Here is a 21,823-nt window from a genome sequence, read left to right as displayed (position 1 = left end):
ATTTTATAAAAAAAAAAATGTTTTTCCAAACAAAATTCAATTTAATTCTTAAATTCACAAAATAGTATTTTAAATCATAAAAAAATGTTATTTTTGCTGTCAGAGTTAAATTTTTAGCTTAGAAAAACTATGAAATCTCCAAAAATAACACTAAAAATAATTTTAGGGTACCTTCTATTAACCTTAACATCTGCGACAGTTGCTGTTGTTACTTACAAAGAAATCCAGAAGCTAACCGCTTCAGAAAATATAAATGAATCCAACAGAGATAAAATTCTGAAAATTGGTAGGATACTAACTCTTATGAATGAAACGGAGAGTGCTGGAAAAATCGCAATCCGTACTGACGACGAACAAGCTCTTCAATCGTTTCTTAAAAAGAATCATATTCTGGAGGATAGCATTATTAAATTCAGGGAACATATCACTTCGGAAAAACATTTACAAATGCTTGATACTGTGCAGATGTTACTGCAATTAAAAAGTAAAAATCTTCAGGAACTAAAAGTTATTCAACGTAGTGATATTTCATCAATTACCATTCGTAATGCTATTAAAAAACTTTCGAGTTTGGAACCTTCATTGGGGCATTTCTTGTTGAATGACAACATAGCAACAAACCAAGAGCGAATAGGTCCTAAGATAGATTCAACGGATACACAGCCCGATATATCCTCCATCTTAAAACGATATAAGGACATCAAAATCCCTCCTACTCGGAATCAGTCAAAATTTGATGAAACTGTTATGGAGACCTTGAAATTGTTGACTAAAGTCTATAAAGAAACTCAAAAATCTAAATATAAGCAAAATGAAAAGATTCAAACTCTTTGGCACAATGACAACCGTATGTCAGAGAAAATCAGTGATTTACTTTCCGATTTTGAAGAAGATATCCTGAAAAGCTCACAGGAAATTAACTACGAACGCCAAATTATTTTCAAAAAAAGTAAATCTTTTCTAATTTCATCTTATATTTTTGCTATTATAGTGACGGTTTTGCTCTCCTTTATCATAATTAGAGACTTTTGGAAAATTCAAACATACCGACAAGAATTAGAAACAGCAAACTTGAAAACCAATCGTTTGTTAAAAAGTAGAGAACAACTCGTATCGATGGTTAGCCACGACTTAAGAACACCGCTAAGTTCCATCATAGGTTATTCGGAATTGCTTAGTAAGCAAGATATTACAGAAAAAAGTAAGAATTATCTATCACATATTAAATATTCTTCAGAATATATTCAAAAATTGGTCGATGAATTGTTAGATTATTCAAAATTAGAGGCTGGAAAAATTACTATACAAAAAGTTCCTATAAACATAGCTGACACCATCAAGGAAGTATCTGATAATGTGAAATCTATATTCAAATCAAAGCCTATTACCCTTTCCATCGAAATTTCCGATACAATTCGTAATAGCAAATTTACAAATGATTCATATCGTATCAGACAAATACTTTACAATCTGATTTCCAATGCTTTTAAATTCACTGAAAAAGGAGAAATTCGCATTAAAGCTGAGGCAAAACCTTTCACGGATAAGGCTTCTGAAATCATAATTTCTGTTACTGACTCTGGAATTGGTGTAAAAAAAGAGCAACAAGCACATATTTTTGATGAATTTACACAAGCTAATACAGATGTCTCAAAACGTTATGGAGGCTCAGGATTGGGACTACATATTTCACAAAAATTGGCTCATTTACTTAAAGGAAAAATAACTCTTGAGAGTGAGGAAAATGTAGGAAGCACATTCACTTTTCGTTTTGTATCTGAAAAGGTTGTTGAAAATCAAAAGAATATTTCACAAAAATGGATTTCTGACAAAAAACCTAACGAAATTAAAATTCTAGCCATTGATGATGATGTGACCATTTTGGGACTTATTCAGGAATTATTACAACAAAAGAATATAGAAGTAATTCCTTTCAGTAACGGAAAAGAAGCTCTCTCCAAGATGAACACCCTCAGTTTTGATATGGTCATTACAGATATTCAGCTTCCTGAAATGAATGGTTTTCACTTTGTTACGTTATTCAATGAGAAATATAAAGATAATCCAATTCCTGTGTTAGCCATCACTGGAAGAAAAGATGTCCCTGAGAGTTTCTATACTCAAAACGGCTTTTCAGGAATATTACCCAAACCTTTCACACCTCAAAAATTTTACGAAAAATTGAACTCATTTTTCCCAAAAATAGAAGTAAACGAAGTAGACTTCACACCTCCTTTAACTGTTGATTCTACAAAGTATCGTCCCGAAGTTTTGGAACAATTTATGGGTGATGATAAAGAAGGTATAATCGCTCTTTACGAAAACTTTATAAATGACTCTATAAAAAACATTTCAGACTTAAAACGTTTTGCAAATATTAGAGAATATGAACATATCCGAGCTATTGCTCACAAAATGTTAAGTATGTTCGGACAGATAAATGCCAAAAGAGAAGTGGAAATATTAAGTTTTTTGAACAATATTTCAGAAAAAAGTGATATTCTGGAACTACGTCTAAAAATTGATGATTTAGAAAACCTTTTTCAAAAAGAATGTAAAGTAGCTATTGAGAAATACTGTAATGGTTGATAAGAAAGTAAAAATCCGAATTTCATTAATGAAATTCGGATTTTTATATTTATTGAAAAGATAATTAATCTTTCATACGTTCTACATACGTTCCTTTTTCTGTTTCTACCTTAATGCGGTCTCCCTCATTAATAAACAACGGAACATTTACAATTGCCCCTGTTTCCACAGTAGCAGGTTTTGTAGCATTAGTTGCTGTATTTCCTTTCACTCCCGGCTCAACGTGTGTAACGGTAAGTATCACACTGGCAGGCATTTCCACAGAAAGAGGTGATTCATCTTCTGCATTAAAAATAATCATTACTATTTCTCCTTCTTTTAATAATTCAGGATTTTCCAACATATCTTTGCGGATATTTACTTGGTTGTAATCCTCAGTATTCATAAAAACAAAATCGTCTCCCTCCTCGTATAAATATTGAAAAGAGCGAGTTTCTACACGCACATCATCAATTTTATGTCCTGCAGAAAATGTATTATCAAGGGTTTTTCCTGTTGTAACACTTTTTAATTTGGTACGAACGAAAGCGGGTCCTTTTCCTGGTTTGACGTGCAAAAATTCGATTATTTTGTAAATGTCGTGATTAAAACGGATACATAATCCTTTTCTAATATCTGCTGTTGTTGCCATCTATATAATTAATTTAAACTTTTATTTTTCAAGAATATTAAAAACTTCATCATAAAATAAGAAAGTACGATACTGCTACATACTTCCTCCTGTATAACCTTTCATCACACCTCGAGAAGAATTACGAATAAAATCAAGAATTTCATCTCTCTCAGGAGTAGCCTCCATTTCTGCTTCTACTATGGAAAGAGCTTGTGTGATATTAAAATCTTTTTGGAAAATAATTCTGTAAATGTTTTGTATCTCTCTGATTTTTTCCGGTGTAAAACCTCTTCTTCGTAAACCAACAGAATTTATTCCCACGTATGAAAGCGGCTCACGAGCCGCCTTTACGTAAGGAGGCACATCTTTGCGAACCAAAGAACCTCCTGTCACAAATGCGTGGCTACCAATAGTGGTAAACTGTTGAACTGCAACCATCCCTGCTAAAACCACAAAATCTCCAACTGTAGTATGTCCTGCTAAAGTTGTATTATTCGAAAATATACAATGATTCCCTACAATACAATCGTGAGCAATATGACTATAAGCCATTATCCAGCAATTTTCTCCCACCACAGTTTTCATTTTATCAATCGTCCCTCTGTTGATTGTAACACACTCTCGGATAGTTGTTCCATCTCCAATAATGGTAATAGTTTCCTCATTTTGGAATTTTTTATCTTGAGGAATTGCAGAGATTACTGCTCCAGGAAAGATTGAACAATTCTTGCCAATTCTTGCTCCTTCCATAATCGTAACATTAGGGCCTATCCAAGTACCCTCACCAATTTCAACATTATTATGGATGGTTGAAAAGGGTTCTATAACCACATTCTGAGCTATTTTCGCACCAGGGTGTACATAAGCCAAAGGTTGATTCATCGCTTTTCCGAATTATTTAATTTTTACAATTTGGGCCATCAACTCGGCTTCAGTTGCCAATTTCCCATTTACATAGGCGTACCCTTGCATATGACAAATACCTCTTCTAATAGGAGTCAAGAGTTCTAACTTAAAAATAAGTGTATCACCAGGCATTACTTGAACTTTGAACTTAACATTATCTATCTTCATAAAATATGTTAAATAATTTTCAGGATCAGGTACTGTACTCAAAATCAATACACCTCCTGCTTGAGCCATTGCTTCAATTTGCAGAACACCAGGCATCACGGGAGCCCCAGGAAAATGTCCTACAAAGAAAGGCTCATTCATTGTTATATTTTTCAAGCCAATAACGTGTTTGTCCGAAAGCTCAAAAATTTTATCCACTAATAAAAATGGCGGACGATGTGGCAAGAGCTTCATTATATCATTGACATTCAGCAACGGAGGTTGATTTACATCAATTGAAGGGACGTTATTTCTACGTTCATTTTTAATAATTTTCGACAATTTTTTAGCAAACTGTGTATTAGTAAAATGACCTGGTTTTGTAGCAATTACCTTTCCTCTTATACGTGTACCGACCAAAGCCAAATCTCCAATTACATCAAGGAGCTTATGTCGGGCAGCCTCATTGGAATAATGCAAATTCAAATTATCTAAAATCCCGTTTGGCTTCACAGAAATATCCTCTTTATTGAAGATTTTTTTCAACTTTTCCATCGTCTCTTCCGAGATTTCTTTATCTACATAAACGATAGCATTATTCAAATCTCCTCCTTTAATCAGCCCGTGGTCAAGAAGCATTTCTAATTCGTGTAAAAAACTGAATGTTCGTGAATTAGCAATATCATCTTTAAACTCAGAAAGCTTATTCAAATAGGCATTTTGTGTACCTAAAATTTTAGTACCAAAATCAACCATCGTAGTTACTTGGTATTCATCAGAAGGAATTAGAGTAATTTCACTTCCTGTTTCTTCATTCACGTATGAAATCACTTCCTTTACAACGTACTCCTCACGCGGAGCGTCTTGTTCTTGAATTCCTACCTCTGATATAGCCTCTACAAAATACCTTGCCGAGCCATCCATAATCGGTGGTTCTGACGCATTTAGTTCAATTATAACATTATCCAAATCCATTCCCACAAGGGCTGCCAAAACGTGTTCACAAGTTTGTATTTTGACACCTTTTTTCTCCAGAACGGTACCTCTTTCGGTGTTTATTACATAATTAACATCTGCCTCAATCACGGGAGCTCCCTCCAAATCCACTCGAACAAAAGTATATCCGTGATTTACTGGAGCTGGTTTTAATGTCATTTTCACATTCTGACCCGTGTGCAGACCTACTCCTTCTAAACTAATTTGGTTTGCTAAAGTATTTTGCTTTACCATAAAAATTTATTTATCTTCCAAATATTTTTTTTCAATATCTAAAAATCGCTTCATCAATGTAGGTAATTTTTTGAAAATCACATACGATTTATTATAATCAGAATATCCTATTGCTGGTGCACCTTGTAGTACTTCATCGTCCTCTACATTTCTGATAACACCCGATTGTGCTTGAATCTTCACTCGATTTCCTATATTCAAATGCCCTACAATTCCCACCTGACCTCCAATCATACAACTCTCTCCTATTTTGGTAGAACCTGCAACTCCGGTCTGAGCTGCAATCACTGTATTCCTCCCAACTTCTACATTGTGAGCTATTTGTATTTGATTGTCTAATTTTACACCTTTACGAATAATTGTTGAACCTAAAGTGGCTCGGTCAATGGTACTTCCTGCACCTATATCAACGTAATCTTCAATGATAACATTCCCGATTTGTGGAACTTTATTATAGAATCCTTCCTGAACTGGAGCAAAACCAAATCCATCAGCCCCTAATATAACCCCAGCGTGTAATGTACAATATTTGCCTATAATTGTTTCGGAATATATTTTACAACCTGCAAATAAAGTGGTATTATCACCAATGGTGACGTTATCACCAACATAGGTATTTGGATAGATTTTCACATTGTTACCAATAACCACATTTTCCCCGATATAGGAAAAAGCACCAACATACACATCTTGCCCTATTCGTGCTGATTTTGAAATAAATGTAGGGTCTTCAATTCCTTTCTTATTCAACTTTATCTGATTATAATATTCTAATAATTTTGAGAAAGCCGAATACGCATCATCTACTTTTACTAGAGTAACTGAAAGTTCACTTTCCGCCTCAAAAGTTTTATTAACTATTGCTACAGAAGCTTTTGTAGTATATATGTAGTTTTTATACTTCGGATTTGCTAAAAAAGTAATGCTTCCCTCCTCACCTTCTTCGATTTTTGAGAGTTTGTACACCTCTACATCAGGATTTCCTTCTACTTCTCCGTGTAGTATATTTGCTATTTGTAAAGCTGTAAATTTCACCTTTATTTCTTTAAATTATTGAAAATAAATATCATAGAAAATGAAAAAATATTTTTCTTTTCGTAGTGAAAGTGATATTTTTGGTTTTTCCGCAACAAAAATAGAAAAATAATTTAAAAGAGCATTAAATATTACTCTTTTTAAGCCTTATCTATTACGAATTATATACATTCTGCAATTTAGAACTTCTATTTAAAAAACTTATTAGAAAGGATAATTAATACCTATATTATAAACCAGATTTTTCAGAGAAACATCTGTAAACCAACGATTCTTCATCGAATTTGCAGGATTGTATATTCTGTTAGCAACATCTAATCGAAAAACAAAAAAACCAAAATCATACCGAAGTCCCAGACCTGAACTTATTCCTATATCTTTCAATGAAGAAAAATTCTTGAATTTATATGAATCAAATGAAACATCATCAAGAACGTTCCAAATATTACCAGCATCGGTAAAGATAGCTCCTTTAAATGCTCCTGCTATAGGAAAACGATATTCCAAATTTAGTGTGAGTTTCATATTAGCTTCGTTATAATCCAAAATAGATTCACTACTTCCTGGTCCTAAACTATAAGCCCTCCAACCGCGATTATCACTCGAACCTCCTGCAAAATAACTTTGTGAAAACGGAACATTTTTTGAATTTCCATACGGAATGGCAACCCCCAGAAAACTACGAAAAGCCAAAGAACTTTGCTCCCCTATAGGCCAATGCTTGATGTAATCAATTTCTGTTTTTATAAACTGAGCATACTCAACTCCTAAAAATTTTCTTGGGTTATTACCTTCTTTTACAACTCCATACAAGCTCGAAAATAAATTCAGCAGACTACCAGCACTTTCTAATTTCACACGAAATTGTGAAAAATCTCTCTGAAAAAATTGCGAATTATTATTGAATATATAGGTAAAACTTGTTGAAAGAATGAAATCATTACGTGTAAGCCTTTCTTGTCTCTGCCCTATACTCAAAATGGGCGTTATATCTTCCTCATTAAGAGTTACTTTTTGATTAATTATATCATTAAAAAATCCTGAAGTACCTCTCTCCACAATCAAATTTCCTTCACTATCCCAGTAAGATGGGTCAAGTGTATATTTTTTAGCTATCGTATTCAATCGGTCGTATGTAGACCTATAGATATTGAAAAAATTACCTGGATTCAGATTATGCACATACTGAACGTTTAACAAATCAAGCACACTCTTGTCATTCCTCGGATTCCAAGAATATCGCAATACTCCCGTTACATTTTGCTTGTCCAAACCAATATTCGTTTGATAGCTTGTTCCCATTTGCAACATTGTTTGAGGAGTCATCGAATAAGGAATGATTTTAGACGTGTTGAAAAGAAACACTATTTCAGGAAAAACTAACCGAATATCTCCACTAATTTCTGACATATTGAAAAACCTCTTGTCATCTGAATTCCTTTGTGAAGCAAAAGTTCCTTGCAAATTCAGCTCCAATATTTCACTTCTTCTGAAGGCATTCCTAGTTGCAAATGAAGTCCCTAACGTAATACCAATTTGCTCGATTTCAGAACGTTTTATTTCATTAGTAAGCCGAAGTGAAAATTTATCCAACGGAGCTAAGTATATATTCGCATCTAAACTTTTTTGAAGTGTATCATTTTCAGCATATTTGAATTCAATATTAGGATATTTGAAAATACGTAAATTATTGATTTGCTTATATGTAAGCCCTCTATTCTCATCTGAATAAATAGCTCCTTTCTCCAACGCTGAAGCCATTTTCAGGATACGAGGTCTGTACTTTAATTTGTCTTTATAAAATATGGTTATATCTTTATAAGAAACTGAATCCAAAGATTTTGAATCCATTGTATAATCATAATCAGTAAAAATTCGGATATTATTAAGGCGATGAACTTTATACGTTTTTTTAGTGATAATATCTCCATCGCGTTCAATCAAATCATCGATAACAGTTGTTACATCAAGTTTTTGGTCTTTATTTTCCTGAATTGTATCACGCTCTATTTCAAAATTTATCGAACTTTGTTGGAATGTATAAAATCCATTGTTTCGGAACAATGAGCCTAATCGCGTACGTTCTTTATTAAAATCACTCAATTGATACGGATTTCCTGACTTCAGAAAACTTTTTTGCAAGTGCAAATTATACACCGAATCAATTTCTGATGAAGCTATAGAAGTTTTCAGAGTATCTAAATAATAACGTTCCCCTGTGTTAATGTGATAAGAAACTATAGCTCTTTTTTTCTTGTTTTTAGGATTATAAATCACACTATCTTTTACAACAGAATTAAAATATCCGATGCTATTATGATATGATTTTAAATAGTTTACACTTGATTTTGTTTTTGAGTCATCTAAAATAACAGGAGCATCACCAATATTTTTCAATTGTCGATGTATTCCTGAAACAAAGAAAGATTTTTTTAGTCGTTCAACTTGTTTTTGTGATAATATTCTCTCTAAAGTATTATTCCACTTCGGGTGTTCATCAAGCCAATCTTGAAAGTCTTCCTCAGGATTTGGCTTTGCTGCGTTGTATATATACAAACCTAAAGGCAACCCAAACAAGGCTGAATTTGGCTTTTGTAAAATAAAATTATTTATCTTTGCGTCTTCTGTTTTCTTATCATTTACGTAGATGGTATTTTCTTGAAGCAAATACGAATTTTCAGGAACTCTTTTCACTGCGTTACAGGCTGATAACAAAATAGATATCAACACAAAAAGTAATATTTTAGGCACAAATAATCTCACAAACTTTTGTTTTTAGGGCTCAAAAATACATATTTTTTATGGTTAGCAAAAATCAAATTAAACTTATTCAGAAGTTACAACAAAAAAAATATCGTTTTCAGCATCAAATGTTTATCGTCGAAGGCAAAAAATCAATTCTTGAGTTTCTGCATTCAAACTTTAATGTTGAACAAATTTTTGTCACAGAATATTTTTCCGACAAATTACCTAAAAGCAAAACAACTATTACCACAAAAGAAGAACTAAAAAAAATAAGCTCACTTAAAAACCCTGATGAAGGCATTGCCATTTTTAAAATCCCAGAAAAGCAACCCATTCAGCATAAAGGACTTATATTAGCTCTGGACGATATTCGTGATCCTGGAAATTTAGGAACTATTATTCGACTTTGCGATTGGTTTGGTGTTCAACAATTAGTTTGTAGTGAACAAACAACCGATTGTTACAATCCAAAAGTTGTACAAGCTTCGATGGGTTCATTAAGTCGGATAAAAATACATTACACTGATTTACAAAACTTTTTAAGTAACATAGCATTACCAATTTACGCAACAGCAATGAATGGTGAAAATGTACACCAAACCGTTTTTCAGGAAGATTTTATCCTAATAATGGGTAATGAAGCTAACGGAATTTCTGAGGAAATATTCAAACTTGCGACCAAAAAAATTACAATTCCACGTTTTGGACAAGTACAACAAACTGAAAGCCTAAATGTTGCAACCGCAACCGCCATTTTACTAAATGAAGCCAGAAAAGAAAAATAATCATACAATCTCAAAAATTTACTCTATTTAATCATAAAAAATTAATTTTCTATGAAAAAAAATATTTCAACATTACTGTTTTCTTCCTTAATTTTTCTTTTTTTTGCAGCCGCTTGTAAAAATAAGGAGGAACAACCCAGCAAACAAATGAAAGAAAAAAACAAAAAAGTAGTCTATCAGGTATTTACGCGTCTTTTTGGTAATACCAATACAAACAACAAACCTTGGGGAACAAAAGAAGAAAATGGTGTGGGTAAATTTTCGGATTTTACCGACAAAGCTCTGCAAGAAATTAAGGATTTAGGAGCCACACACATCTGGTTTACAGGCGTTCCTCATCACGCTTTGGTGGGTGATTACAGGTCTATTGGGGTGTCTGACGACTCTCCCGAAGTGGTAAAAGGACGTGCTGGTTCGCCCTATGCCGTGAAAGATTACTACAACGTAAATCCTGATTTGGCTGACAATCCCGAAAATCGCTTGGAGGAATTCAAAGCCCTGATTGAACGCACCCACAAAAACGGACTCAAAGTAATCATCGATATTGTTCCCAATCACGTGGCTCGTAAGTACGAAAGTATCTCAAAACCAAACGGTATCAAAGGTTTTGGGGAAGAAGACAACACTTCTGTACAATACGATGTGAACAATAACTTTTACTACAACCCTGGTGAAGCCTTTGAAGTACCTAATTATGCCGAAGGTTATTTGCCTTTGGGTGGCGAATCTTTCACTGAAAAGCAAAAATTTCACGAATTTCCTGCTAAATGGACAGGCAATGGCTCACGCAAATCAAAACCTGACTTCAATGATTGGTACGAAACCGTAAAACTTAATTTTGGTATCCGTCCCGATGGCACAAAAGATTTTCCCGAACTTTCGGAAGATTTCAACGACAAGGATTACAAAGCACATTTTTCTTTTTGGGAAGGAAAAAATCTGCCCAATACATGGATAAAATTCAAAGATATTGCACTTTTTTGGCTTGATTTAGGAGTAGATGGATTCCGTTTTGATATGGCAGAGATGGTTCCCGTAGAATTTTGGAGTTATCTGAATTCCAACATCAAAATGAAAAATCCTGATGCTTTTTTGTTGGCAGAAATCTACAACCCAAAAGCCTACCGCGATTATATCCGTAAAGGAAAAATGGACTATTTATACGATAAAGTACAATTGTACGACACACTTCGAGGGATTATCTCACACGGACGCACCACCGATGCTATTGCTCCCATACAGAAGGAGTTATCGGATATTTCAGAAAATATGCTTCACTTTTTAGAAAATCACGACGAGCAGCGTATCGCCTCGCCTGAATTTGCTGGATATGCTGAAAAAGCAAAACCCGCTATGGTGGTTTCATCTCTCATTAGTGATGCACCTATAATGATATATTTTGGACAAGAAGTGGGCGAAAAAGGAGCAGAACGAGGCGGTTTTGGTAGTCCGTCACGTACTTCCATTTTCGATTATGTGGGCGTTCCCGCACACCAACGTTGGGTAAATAATAAGCAATTTGACGGAGGACAACTTTCTGAAAATGAGAAACAACTTCGTGATTTCTACAAACGTTTGCTTAATTTGGACGTAGACGGATTTTATGCTGACATACACGAACATAACCGAAAACATACCGAATTCTACAATGATAAAGTGTATGCTTTTGTACGAGGTGATGAAGAAAACCAGTGGATTATTGTTGTGAATTTTAGTGATACGGACGCATTTGGATTTGATTTGCAAATTCCTCAGTTTGTAGTCGGAAGTTGGTTTTTAAACGACGGGGCGTACACCACAACCGATGTCCTTTACGAAAACCAAAAAACAACCCTACAAGTTGTCAACGGACAAGGAAAAATGCGTGTGGATATTGCTCCATTGCAATCACTTGTGTTTAAAATTTCAAAAAAATAAGAATAAAAAATAAAGCAAGAAATAGTAACCAAGATGTAAACCATACATACAGCTTTTTCGTATCAGTTTCTGTCTGATGAAAGGAATATCTTAGTTTCAAATCCCACAAATAGTACATTTTTTACAGAGGGTTATGTAAAATTAATCTGTGTATATGTACTTTTTGTGGGAACATTTTTTTAAAAGAGATATAAATTCTAAATAAATCATAGAAAACATATAAAACCATTCTGGTTGAACTTTATTTCTTATTTAAAAAAATACGAAATAATCTTATTTCAAATAGTTATAACGATACAATAACTTAAAACAATCGTGTTTTATGAAATTGTAGCTATACAACAGCACAAAACAAGTATGTTTTATATAATTGTAACCATACAATAGTGCAAAACAATCACGTTTTACATAATTGCAACGATACAACAACGCAAAACATCATTGTTTTACTCAATTATCACATATATTCGAGCAAAAAAATACTCTTTTGTGTTATATAATCTCACAAAAGAGTAAAAACATACAACTTGAAATATATTTCTGCTAAAAATTTTTCACATTCTTTTAAAACGATTATGCGTCCAGAGATAATATTCTGGTTGTTTATAGATTTGCCTATTCAATCGCTCAAAAAACATATCAGTTATTTGATAATCGGGAACTTGAGTAGGATTTTCCGATAATATTTCGAAAGTAGTTTGATAATATCCTCGCTTTATTTTTTGAATATTTGCAAACAAAATCACGGTATTGAGCTGTTTGCCCATTCGTTCTGCTCCTGTAAATACAGGGACGCGAAGTCCTAAAAAAGGTCGGCGATAACTTTTAGCGTTGTTAGGCACTTGGTCAGCTGCGAAACCATAGCAACAAATCAGTCCATTGTCCTTATGTTTTTTCATTTCAACACTTGCTCTGTAACGTGAAAGGAGAAAACTTTTATGTTTCATTCGTACTTTTTGAACAAGTCGGTCAAAATATTTGTTACTCAGAGGCGTGTAAAGTGCGTAAGGTTTATGTTCTAAATAGTACGCCAGTGAAAGTAGCCATTCGTAACTTGCATAATGTCCGCACATTAGAATAACACTCCGGTTTTGGATATCTCTATTTTTGAATATTTCCAGATTGGTATAGGTCATTCGTTGTTTCATTTCTCTTTCGGTCATTCCGTAAGATTTTATCATCTCAAGGAATATATCGCAAAAATGTTTGTAGAATTTTTTCTCTATACTCAATAATTCGGTTTGGGTTTTAAAAGGAAAAGCAGTGTTCAAATTCTTCCGAACAACTTTCACCCTGAATTTAAACAATTTATACACTATAAGATAAGCAAAATCCGATACAACATACAACAATTTAAAAGGTAATTTTGAAAGTATCCAAATAATCGGATATGCTATTATATATACGAATAAATCCATCTATATCAAAAATTTCTGCAAATATACTTATATTTGTCCGAAAAAAATTGGTATATGGGAAATTTAAGTTTAGCAACTCTTGCTATAATTATTGCCAACGTATTGTTTTCAATGCAAGGTTTCAAAGATTATTCTTTTTTTAACAAATATAAATTTGGCATTCGTGAAGTTCAACGTGGAGAGTATATGCGAATGATAACCAGTGGTTTTCTTCACGCTGATTGGCAACATCTTATCTTTAATATGATAACATTGTTTTTCTTTGCCGATGTTGTCATTGCCTACGCAGGAATTACGCATTTTGTACTCGTTTACATATTTTCCTTAGTTTTAGGAAGTTTGTTTGCGTTGTTCTTCCACAGAAACGAACCCTATTATACTGCAGTTGGAGCAAGTGGAGCTGTTACGGGAATTTTGTACGCTTCGATTTTGTTTAATCCACAAATGATGATTATTGTTTTTGTAATCCCGATGCCTGCATATATTTTTGGGATTGGTTATTTGTTATATTCAATTTATGGAATGAAGTCACGCACGGATAATATAGGTCATTCGGCACACTTTGGAGGGGCAGTAGGAGGACTTATTTACGCTCTTGCTTACCAACCATCGTTAATTAACAGAGAACCTTTATTAATTATGGGAATGTTAGTTCCTATTGCATTGCTGTTTGTTTTTCGCAAGAAAATTGAACGATAAGCCTTATTTTAGTACAAAACGATTTAGAATAATTATATTATGAAACCTTATTTATTATTATTTTTACTAGTATCCACTATGATTTCAGCACAATCTGTCCCAATGGTAAACGTAATGGGCGAAGGCATTACTTATGCGACTCCTGATATTGTTAATATTTCACTAAGCATTAAAAATGAAGGCAATGATGTAAAATATTTGAAGCAAAAAAATGGAGAAGCCATTGCAAAAGTTATTCAAATTCTTACCAATGAACTACCTTTGGAAAACTTCCAAACCAGCCACATTTCATTAGAAAAATATTATGATTTTAATACAAAAACCTATAAATATTGTATATCGCAAGGTATTAACATAAAGCTGGAAGATATCAATAAATACGAATCTTTAATGGAATCTATCTTTGAAGCGGGTGTAAATCAGATAGATAATATTTCTTTTGATGTAAAAAATAAAGAACATTTTTTGCGTGAAGCTAGGCTATTAGCTGTGGAAGACGCACGACAAAAAGCACTTTTTTATGCAGTAAGTTTAGACCAAAATATTGGAAAAGCACTTTCTATTAGTGAATTATCATCAAACTTTAGTATTCCTCGTAATGCTGAATTTATGGCTCTAAGAAAAGAAAGTGGAACTCCAAAAGAAACTTTAGCTGTTGGAACTATCGCTATTGAAGCTAAAATCAACATAAGTTTCGAGTTATTAAAACAGTAATTTTTTAATTCTACTTTTATTTTATAAAGATTTTTTTACATTTATTTTCACTCTAAAAACGTGTAAATACCTTTTAATCTTTACATTATTATTCTATAATTGAAACTCTTTTCTTATGAAGCAATATCTTTCTAATTTTCGTTTTTTTCTCGAAAAGTATGGCTTTGCTGTTTCTTCTCGTTTATCCGAGAAACTGGGAATACGAGCCAAAGATGTCCGTATCTTCTTCATTTATGGAACTTTTGCTACACTTGGAGCTTGGTTTGGAGTATATCTTTTATTAGCTTTTTTACTACGTATCAAGGACTTATTTTACACTAAAAGGAATTCTGTTTTTGATTTATAAATTTCTTTTCCATAATATATCATATAAAAAATCATAAAAACTCTTTCAAAAAAATAGTCACTAACATCATCAAATATAATCACTATGAATTTAAAAAACAGCATTAAAAAAATCACATTTTTATCAATTTTATTTTCAGTGTCTGGCATTTCTGCACAAGAGCAACCAAAACCTGTTAAAAATCCACCCGTATCTACGGAATTTTTGGTGAGCAACAGAGGCGTTGCCTTTCAGATGACCACTATAAAAAAGCTACAAAGCGTACCAAAATTAGGTTTCTTCGGAGTAACCAATATACTCGGTGAATGGGATAATAAACCCATCAAAGACTATATGATTCAGGCTAATGTGTCTTATCAGGTGGTAAAAGGAGTGGATGTGATTGCAGGATTTCAAGCAACTCCTCCAGGCGGATTTCGTCCTTCAGCGGGGATTATCTATTCTTATGCCAAGCCTGATTTGTTGTTTGTAGTGAACCCTCGTATAGATTTGACCAAAAACGGAACTTTTGAAACTTTCTCATTGGTAGAATACCGACCTAAAATCAATGACAACTGGCGTTATTACAGTCGTTTACAAGGGGTTTATGTACAGACTACCGATTTTGAATACCACGCTAGAAGTTATATAATGGCAAGATTAGGCGTTATTTATAAGGATATTAATTTCGGACTAGGAACCAATTTGGATTGGTATGGTCCTGCAAAAAAATACCACGGCAGTGTGGGTGTTTTCGTAGGAGCTGCCTTATTTTAAGAGATATTTTGTTTTATAAAATATTCAATATCAACACATTTATTGTTTCAATAAAAAAACTAAAAATCAGATGATTATAGCAATTGTCTGATTTTTTTAAAAAACATTTGGTTTATAAAATAAACTAATTTATATTTGCACTAACAAAGGAAAGGAAGTGTTTTTTTTAGATATTTAATTTATAACATAAACTAATTTACAAATAACAAATATAATGAACAGAAATTTTAAAAACATCGTTTTTGCTGTGGTTTGCTCATTTCTTGCAATCAATACACAAGCTCAAAATTCAAAAACTACTGAAATTCAAGCAGTAGAAAATCTATTTACCCTTAACGGAATTCAACAGAAAATTGAAAGTGCTTTGAACGAGGCTTTTGCCACCAAAAACGGGCTTCCGTTAGAAAAATTAGAAAAGCAACTTTCTGAAAATAAGGAAAATAACCAATGGAATTTGTATTGGAAATCTTACTTGCATCTCTATCAAACCATTTTCTATTTGAAAACAGATAACAAAGAAAAAGCGAGTGAATACAACCAAAAAAGTATTGATATTCTACAAGATAAGAAAAATAAAAACGCCGAAGATTATGCCCTATTAGCCAACAATTTGAGTTTATCGTTTATTTTTATGAAAAATCAGATGAAAGCGATGCAAATTGATGCCGAAATTCTTGAAAATCTACAAAAAGGCTTTCGTTTGCAAAAGGAAAATCCGCGTTTGCACTATGTGGAGGGCAATTACGATACGCATATTCCCAAACAATATGGCGGAGGTAAAAAGGCAGAAACTTCACTTTTGAAAGCCATTTCACTCCCTGAACCGAACCAAAATTCCGAACATTTGCCTACTTGGGGAAAGAAGGAAGCTTATCAAAGCCTTTTAAAAAGGTATTCTTCTGATAATCAAAAAGAAAAATCGAATGAGTTAGAGACAAAATTTCACGAAAAGTTTTCTGAAAAGTAAAAAATGAACATCATTTATACCTTACCTTATGAAAACACTATTTTTATTACTTAATTTACTTGTTTTCAGTTTTGTACAAGCTCAACAAGACAGTCTCCAAATCAACCAATTAGAAGAAGTAGTTATCGTGAAAAAAGACCCAATTTCTGAAAAATTTGCGGTGAACAAACTCAATTCATTAGATATTTATTTCAATCCTGCTGCCAACGCCGACCCGCTCAAAGCCATTACCACACTTCCCGCTTCCACTAATACAGATGAGAGTGCTAACCCCTCGCTTAGAGGTGGAAGTCCCGATAGGTCAAGGGTTTATCTCAACGGTTCGCCTGTGTTAAATCCCGTGCGTTTCAGTCGGAATGATGGCTTGGGAAATTTTTCACTTTTCAATACTGAACTTATTGATAAACAATATGTTTATTCGAGTAACCCACCTTTGAATTTTGGTAATTCAAGTGCGGGATTGGTAGAAATAGAAACTAAAACCCAACCTATTAGCGAATTTACACAAATTTCTTTGGCACTTTCCAATATTGGACTGATGAGAAATCAGAAACTCGGTGAAAACAATTTTACGCAAATTTACGCCAATTGTCAGTTTAGCGATGCTATTATCAGATTGAACAAAAAAAGTTTAGACCAACTACATCATTTTTCCACTTTTGATTTGGGAGCAAACACACATCTGAAAATTAATAAAAACTTGTCTTTCAATACATTTAATTATTTTATTGATGAAAAATATTCGGTTTTGAATCGTTCTTTGAATTTTTCAGGCGATGTTGAAGCGTCCAAAAAACGCTTTTTTTCGGTGAATAATTTGGATTATTTTACGCAGAAAACGAAAATTCGTTGGGCTTCGATGGTAGATTTTTCCCACTCGGAATTCAAATTTGGAAACATTGATTCCAAAATTAAAAACTTACAGATTTTCAATGGTTTGGGCTTTAAAACTCAGTTTTCGAGAGCGTTTAGTATGCAATATGGCGTAGATGCTTCGGTATTTCGCTATCATTACAATGAAGTTTTACCTCAATTTTATTTCAGTTTAAAGCCTGAGAGCCCGACTTTTACTAATCAAAAAACAACTGATTTTTTCTATGTAGAACCTTATGTATATGCCAATTATTCGCCTAACAATCAATGGAATTTTTCATCGGCTTTGCGAAAAAATACATTTCTTCATAAAAATACCAAAAGTTTCACAAGTTACCAATTTTCAGTCAATTACACGCCAACTAACGAGCATCGATTGATTTTCAGTGCAGGAAAATACCACAGCTATACCACACCCAATTATATTATTCGGAATTTCAATGTCTTGAGCAGTCATCAAATTGCTTTAGATTATCTCTATGAAAATCAAAAGTTTAATGTTTCAGTAGCTGTATATTTAAAAGCAGATAGAGGCGATGTTGTAGCCAATCATTACGAACAATTTGATAAAACACAAACCTTTGGAAGTGAGGCTTCTACGGAGGTTAAATTGAATCATCGATTTTCGTTTTCAGTGTCGAATATTTTTCTAAATCAGAAGTATATCATTGGAAATCAAAAATATAATACACCTTTAAACTTAAAATACTTTATCAAGTCACAATTAACATACAAAAATCCGAAGTGGTTTACGGCTTCATTGGTTTTCAGTACGCGTCCGAGTAATCGTTTTACCCCCGTGAAATCAGCGGTTTTTAATCCACAAGCCAATGATTTTCAACCTATTTTCGGTGATTGGTATTCTGGTGAAACACCTCGTTATAAGCGTTTGGATTTTTCAGTAAACAAACTTTTTTTCGTAGGAAAAACGGCAATTATCGCTTTTATCTCTGTCAATAATCTGTTGAATTTGAACAATTCTGCTTCAGTGTATTACAATTCGGATTACACAAATTTACATTACAACCACCTTCAAAAACGGATTTTCTATTTCGGAATGATGGTGCGGTTTTGATTTATAAAATAAATTAAATTATATTTGTAACCTATTTAAAATTCAATAAAAATGGAACAATTACAACCCAATGATAGCCTGAAAATCATTCAAGAGATTATCAATAAACGCAAACAAAAGTACGAACAAAATGGATTTTTCTTCATCTTTTGGGGTGTACTCATTATGTTAGCAGGAACTATACATTTCCTGATGTATCAATTTGATTTTCATTTCAATAAATCGGGACTAGTGTGGCTTATTTTGATGCCTTTGGGATTTATTTTTACCTTTGTTGCCAAAATGCGAAAAGGCATAAAAGCCGAAAAACAAGGCAAAAGCACCGACTGGATGGACTGGATTTGGCTCGTAGCGGGAATAGGTGCAATGGTGGGCGGATTTACACAATCTTCCAAGTGGATTATTGTACTGATATACCTACCTTTTGCAATGGCTTCTCTGGCAACGGCATTACAGCTGAAAAACCGACTTTGGATAAGCACTTCGCTTATCTCTTTTATATTGGTTTACAGTACTTTGTTTATCAATTATGGATATTACACCATTTTGATAACCGTAGTTTTAGCAGCTTTGTTGTTTTTAATTCCAGGAATTCAGTTGCATTCGGACTATAAAAAAAGGAACAAAAATGTTTAAAAATTTAAATCCTCTTTTACATTCGCAGTTGCGGTTGGCGATTATGTCGCTTTTGGTTTCAGAAGAAAAGGCAGATTTCAATCGCATAAAAGAAGTGACTCAAGCTACTTCGGGAAACATCAGTGTGCAAATAGGTAAACTTGAAAAAGCGGGATACATCAGCATAACTAAATCATTTAAAGATAATTACCCCAACACGGAACTCACTCTTACCTCCCAAGGCTTAGAAGCCTTTGAGGAGTATGTAGAGGCGTTGAAAGGATATTTGAATAAATAGACAAATGATTAACAAATGAAAAATGTATGACTTCAACTCATACATTTTTCAATTAAGAAAATCAACTTGCTTTTTGGTCAATTTTCTTTCTTTTATTGGACATATCTTCGTGTTTTTCAGCAATTTCCGAAGGCTGTTTCGGATAATCTACTTCCCTTTCCTCTATGATGACACGAACAGAGTAACTGCTTGGCTCTATGGGAGTTCCATACATTTCCGAATAATTTTTGGTAAAAACTGCTCCGAAATAAAGTATGATTGCCGAGTAATAAACCCATACCAACAAAACCAAAACAGAACCTGCCGCTCCGTAAACATCTAATTTAGCAGTGTTTACCAAATAATTCCCGATTACAAATTTACCCAACATAAACAAAATAGAAGTAAATCCTGCCCCAATGAGCGTATCCTTCCATTTTAACTTCCCGTCAGGTAAGGTCTTGAAAATGAAGCTAAATATAATTGTAACTATCGAAAAAACAATTGCAATATTAAAAATCTGAGCAAGATAAACTGAATTCTCCGAAAACATTCGTGATAATTGTTTGAATAAAATATCAATAAATGTGTTTATTAACAAACTGACTAACAGCACAAAACCCAAAGCTCCAATCATCGCAAAGGAAAGCAATCGGTTGATGATAATGCGTAAAATTCCCTTTTGAGGTTTGGCTTTCAGTTCCCAAATATAGTTTATAGAACTCTGAATTTCAGCAAATACCGCCGAAGCCGTAAAAATAAGTGTGGCGATGCTTATCCATTGGACTATCCTTCCTGAATCGTCAATTTGTATGTTGTCGATAACGGATTGAATTTGCAAAGCCGATTTTTCTCCCACTAAATCAGCAAGTTGATGGAAAAATTCGGACGAAACTTGATTGGCATCGTAAAACAATCCTACCGATGAGATGATTAAAATCGCTAACGAAGGCAATGCGAAAATCGTGGAGTAGGACAAAGATGCACTTAGTTTCAGACAATTATCCTCCAAAAACTCCAGTGATGTTAGTTTGAAAAGTTTGAATATTTTATGGTTTGTAATTTTTTTTATCATACTGATTTTTACTATATTTTCTGTTTTAATTAATATTCAACGAATTATATTCTGGCGGACAAAGATAGGGATTTTGAAAAAAATAAAAAGCCCAAAACTATTTTTATCCAAAAAAACAGATAAATAACCAATCATAAATAGCTAAAATTTCAAAAATATCATTTATTCTATCATCTAAATCATCAAAATTAACAATAATATGCATTTTTTGAAGAAATCTTCCTTTAAGGAGAAATTCTATCTTTTGGTTAAAATAGTTATCTTTGCCCAACTTCAATAAGAATGGCTAAAAAGAAATTTTACGTAGTTTGGAACGGACATCAAACAGGTATTTTCACCTCGTGGGAGCAGTGCAAAAAGGCTGTGGAGGGTTTCCAAGATGCTAAATATAAGGCTTTTCCCTCTCTAGAACTGGCTCAAAAGGCTTTTTCTGAAAGTTTTGATAATTACAAAGGTAAAACGTTTTTTAAATCAGAACTATCTGAAAATGAATTAAAACAAATCGGAAGTCCGAAAATTCCTTCCGTTGCCGTAGATGCTGCTTGTAGTGGAAACCCTGGTGTAATGGAATATCGAGGTGTTGATACACAAACCCAAAAGGAACTTTTCAGGATTTCACCAATGCAAGGAGGTACAAACAATATAGGCGAGTTTCTGGCAATTGTTCACGCTTTGGCTTTACTCAAAAAACACAATCAAACTACACCCATATACTCTGATAGCCAGATTGCTATCAACTGGATAAGACAAAAAAAATGCAAAACTAATATCACGAAAAACGACAAAAACCATAAAATTTTTGAACTGATTGAACGTGCCGAAATTTGGTTACACGAAAACACTTTTCCAAATCATATCCTAAAGTGGCAAACCAGAGCGTGGGGCGAAATTCCTGCTGACTTTGGGAGAAAAAACAATTAAAAAAGTCATCACAAATAGCCTTGTATCCGTTTTGTAAATCCATTTTACACAACGGATTTTTTAATGCCTCTTCCCTACCATATTTTCTTTCTTTTTCTTAATTATAATCACCCTCTAATG

At 33.3% G+C, this 21,823-nt stretch carries 19 protein-coding genes; 12 read left to right on the top strand and 7 right to left on the bottom strand.

Features of this window, described 5'->3' with window-relative positions:
* Positions 1-129 precede the first annotated feature (129 nt).
* On the top strand, positions 130-2,589 hold the full coding sequence (locus CGC48_RS10485) for a hybrid sensor histidine kinase/response regulator (protein ID WP_098029525.1): 2,460 nt from the start codon (positions 130-132) through the stop codon (positions 2,587-2,589).
* A gap of 64 nt (positions 2,590-2,653) precedes the next feature.
* On the opposite strand, the gene efp is transcribed toward CGC48_RS10485, so the two are convergent.
* From efp to tamL, 5 genes are all read right to left on the bottom strand, one after another.
* Entirely contained in the window at positions 2,654-3,220 is a 567-nt protein-coding gene (gene efp, locus CGC48_RS10480) for an elongation factor P (RefSeq protein WP_041990295.1), read from the bottom strand.
* 75 nt (positions 3,221-3,295) lie between these two features.
* On the bottom strand, positions 3,296-4,084 hold the full coding sequence (lpxA, locus tag CGC48_RS10475) for an acyl-ACP--UDP-N-acetylglucosamine O-acyltransferase (protein WP_041990292.1): 789 nt from the start codon (positions 4,082-4,084) through the stop codon (positions 3,296-3,298).
* A gap of 12 nt (positions 4,085-4,096) precedes the next feature.
* Positions 4,097-5,485 (bottom strand): bifunctional UDP-3-O-[3-hydroxymyristoyl] N-acetylglucosamine deacetylase/3-hydroxyacyl-ACP dehydratase, encoded by a 1,389-nt coding sequence (locus CGC48_RS10470; RefSeq protein ID WP_041995829.1) that lies wholly within the window; start codon positions 5,483-5,485, stop codon positions 4,097-4,099.
* Positions 5,486-5,491: 6 nt separating this feature from the next.
* Positions 5,492-6,520, bottom strand: a complete 1,029-nt coding sequence (lpxD, locus tag CGC48_RS10465; RefSeq protein WP_098029524.1) for a UDP-3-O-(3-hydroxymyristoyl)glucosamine N-acyltransferase — start codon at positions 6,518-6,520, stop codon at positions 5,492-5,494.
* A gap of 204 nt (positions 6,521-6,724) precedes the next feature.
* Entirely contained in the window at positions 6,725-9,283 is a 2,559-nt protein-coding gene (gene tamL, locus CGC48_RS10460; protein ID WP_449384840.1) for a translocation and assembly module lipoprotein TamL, read from the bottom strand.
* Between the two features lie 38 nt (positions 9,284-9,321).
* On the opposite strand from tamL, the gene CGC48_RS10455 reads away from it, so the two are divergent.
* Positions 9,322-10,050 (top strand): TrmH family RNA methyltransferase, encoded by a 729-nt coding sequence (locus CGC48_RS10455; protein ID WP_098029523.1) that lies wholly within the window; start codon positions 9,322-9,324, stop codon positions 10,048-10,050.
* A gap of 147 nt (positions 10,051-10,197) precedes the next feature.
* A complete protein-coding gene (locus tag CGC48_RS10450; RefSeq protein WP_098029833.1) occupies positions 10,198-11,967 on the top strand; it encodes an alpha-amylase family glycosyl hydrolase in 1,770 nt (589 codons plus the stop codon).
* 554 nt (positions 11,968-12,521) lie between these two features.
* Here the strand turns inward: CGC48_RS10450 and CGC48_RS10445 are convergent.
* Positions 12,522-13,385, bottom strand: a complete 864-nt coding sequence (locus CGC48_RS10445) for a lysophospholipid acyltransferase family protein (protein WP_098029522.1) — start codon at positions 13,383-13,385, stop codon at positions 12,522-12,524.
* A gap of 54 nt (positions 13,386-13,439) precedes the next feature.
* Between CGC48_RS10445 and CGC48_RS10440 the strand changes: the two genes are divergently transcribed.
* The 8 genes from CGC48_RS10440 to CGC48_RS10405 all read left to right on the top strand — a co-directional run bounded on the left by CGC48_RS10440 (position 13,440) and on the right by CGC48_RS10405 (position 19,728).
* Positions 13,440-14,084: a rhomboid family intramembrane serine protease gene (locus CGC48_RS10440; RefSeq protein ID WP_098029521.1), complete on the top strand. Its 645-nt coding sequence runs from the start codon at positions 13,440-13,442 to the stop codon at positions 14,082-14,084.
* A gap of 39 nt (positions 14,085-14,123) precedes the next feature.
* Positions 14,124-14,798 (top strand): SIMPL domain-containing protein, encoded by a 675-nt coding sequence (locus tag CGC48_RS10435; protein ID WP_098029520.1) that lies wholly within the window; start codon positions 14,124-14,126, stop codon positions 14,796-14,798.
* A gap of 115 nt (positions 14,799-14,913) precedes the next feature.
* Positions 14,914-15,144 (top strand): hypothetical protein, encoded by a 231-nt coding sequence (locus CGC48_RS10430; RefSeq protein WP_018280138.1) that lies wholly within the window; start codon positions 14,914-14,916, stop codon positions 15,142-15,144.
* An 84-nt stretch (positions 15,145-15,228) separates the two neighbouring features.
* Positions 15,229-15,900, top strand: a complete 672-nt coding sequence (locus CGC48_RS10425) for a hypothetical protein (protein WP_098029519.1) — start codon at positions 15,229-15,231, stop codon at positions 15,898-15,900.
* Positions 15,901-16,114: 214 nt separating this feature from the next.
* A complete protein-coding gene (locus CGC48_RS10420; RefSeq protein ID WP_098029518.1) occupies positions 16,115-16,867 on the top strand; it encodes a hypothetical protein in 753 nt (250 codons plus the stop codon).
* Positions 16,868-16,895: 28 nt separating this feature from the next.
* Entirely contained in the window at positions 16,896-18,815 is a 1,920-nt protein-coding gene (locus CGC48_RS10415; RefSeq protein WP_098029517.1) for a TonB-dependent receptor plug domain-containing protein, read from the top strand.
* 51 nt (positions 18,816-18,866) lie between these two features.
* Positions 18,867-19,451: a hypothetical protein gene (locus CGC48_RS10410; protein ID WP_098029516.1), complete on the top strand. Its 585-nt coding sequence runs from the start codon at positions 18,867-18,869 to the stop codon at positions 19,449-19,451.
* The gene (locus tag CGC48_RS10405) at positions 19,444-19,728 is read left to right on the top strand and encodes a winged helix-turn-helix domain-containing protein (protein ID WP_098029515.1); all 285 of its coding nucleotides are present in this window, start codon (positions 19,444-19,446) and stop codon (positions 19,726-19,728) included. Before CGC48_RS10410 ends, CGC48_RS10405 begins: the two co-directional genes overlap by 8 nt.
* A gap of 61 nt (positions 19,729-19,789) precedes the next feature.
* Here the strand turns inward: CGC48_RS10405 and CGC48_RS10400 are convergent, their stop codons facing one another.
* On the bottom strand, positions 19,790-20,782 hold the full coding sequence (locus CGC48_RS10400; RefSeq protein ID WP_111995083.1) for a YihY/virulence factor BrkB family protein: 993 nt from the start codon (positions 20,780-20,782) through the stop codon (positions 19,790-19,792).
* A gap of 282 nt (positions 20,783-21,064) precedes the next feature.
* Here CGC48_RS10400 and CGC48_RS10395 point away from each other — a divergent pair, with 282 nt between their 5' ends.
* Positions 21,065-21,703 carry a ribonuclease H1 domain-containing protein gene (locus tag CGC48_RS10395; RefSeq protein ID WP_098029514.1) on the top strand — a complete coding sequence of 213 codons (639 nt, stop codon included), beginning with the start codon at positions 21,065-21,067 and terminating at the stop codon, positions 21,701-21,703.
* The last annotated feature ends 120 nt before the right edge of the window (positions 21,704-21,823 follow it).

This window comes from Capnocytophaga cynodegmi, from assembly GCF_002302475.1.
Taxonomy (GTDB): domain Bacteria; phylum Bacteroidota; class Bacteroidia; order Flavobacteriales; family Flavobacteriaceae; genus Capnocytophaga; species Capnocytophaga cynodegmi.
This window is presented reverse-complemented; position numbering and strand designations above follow the sequence as displayed.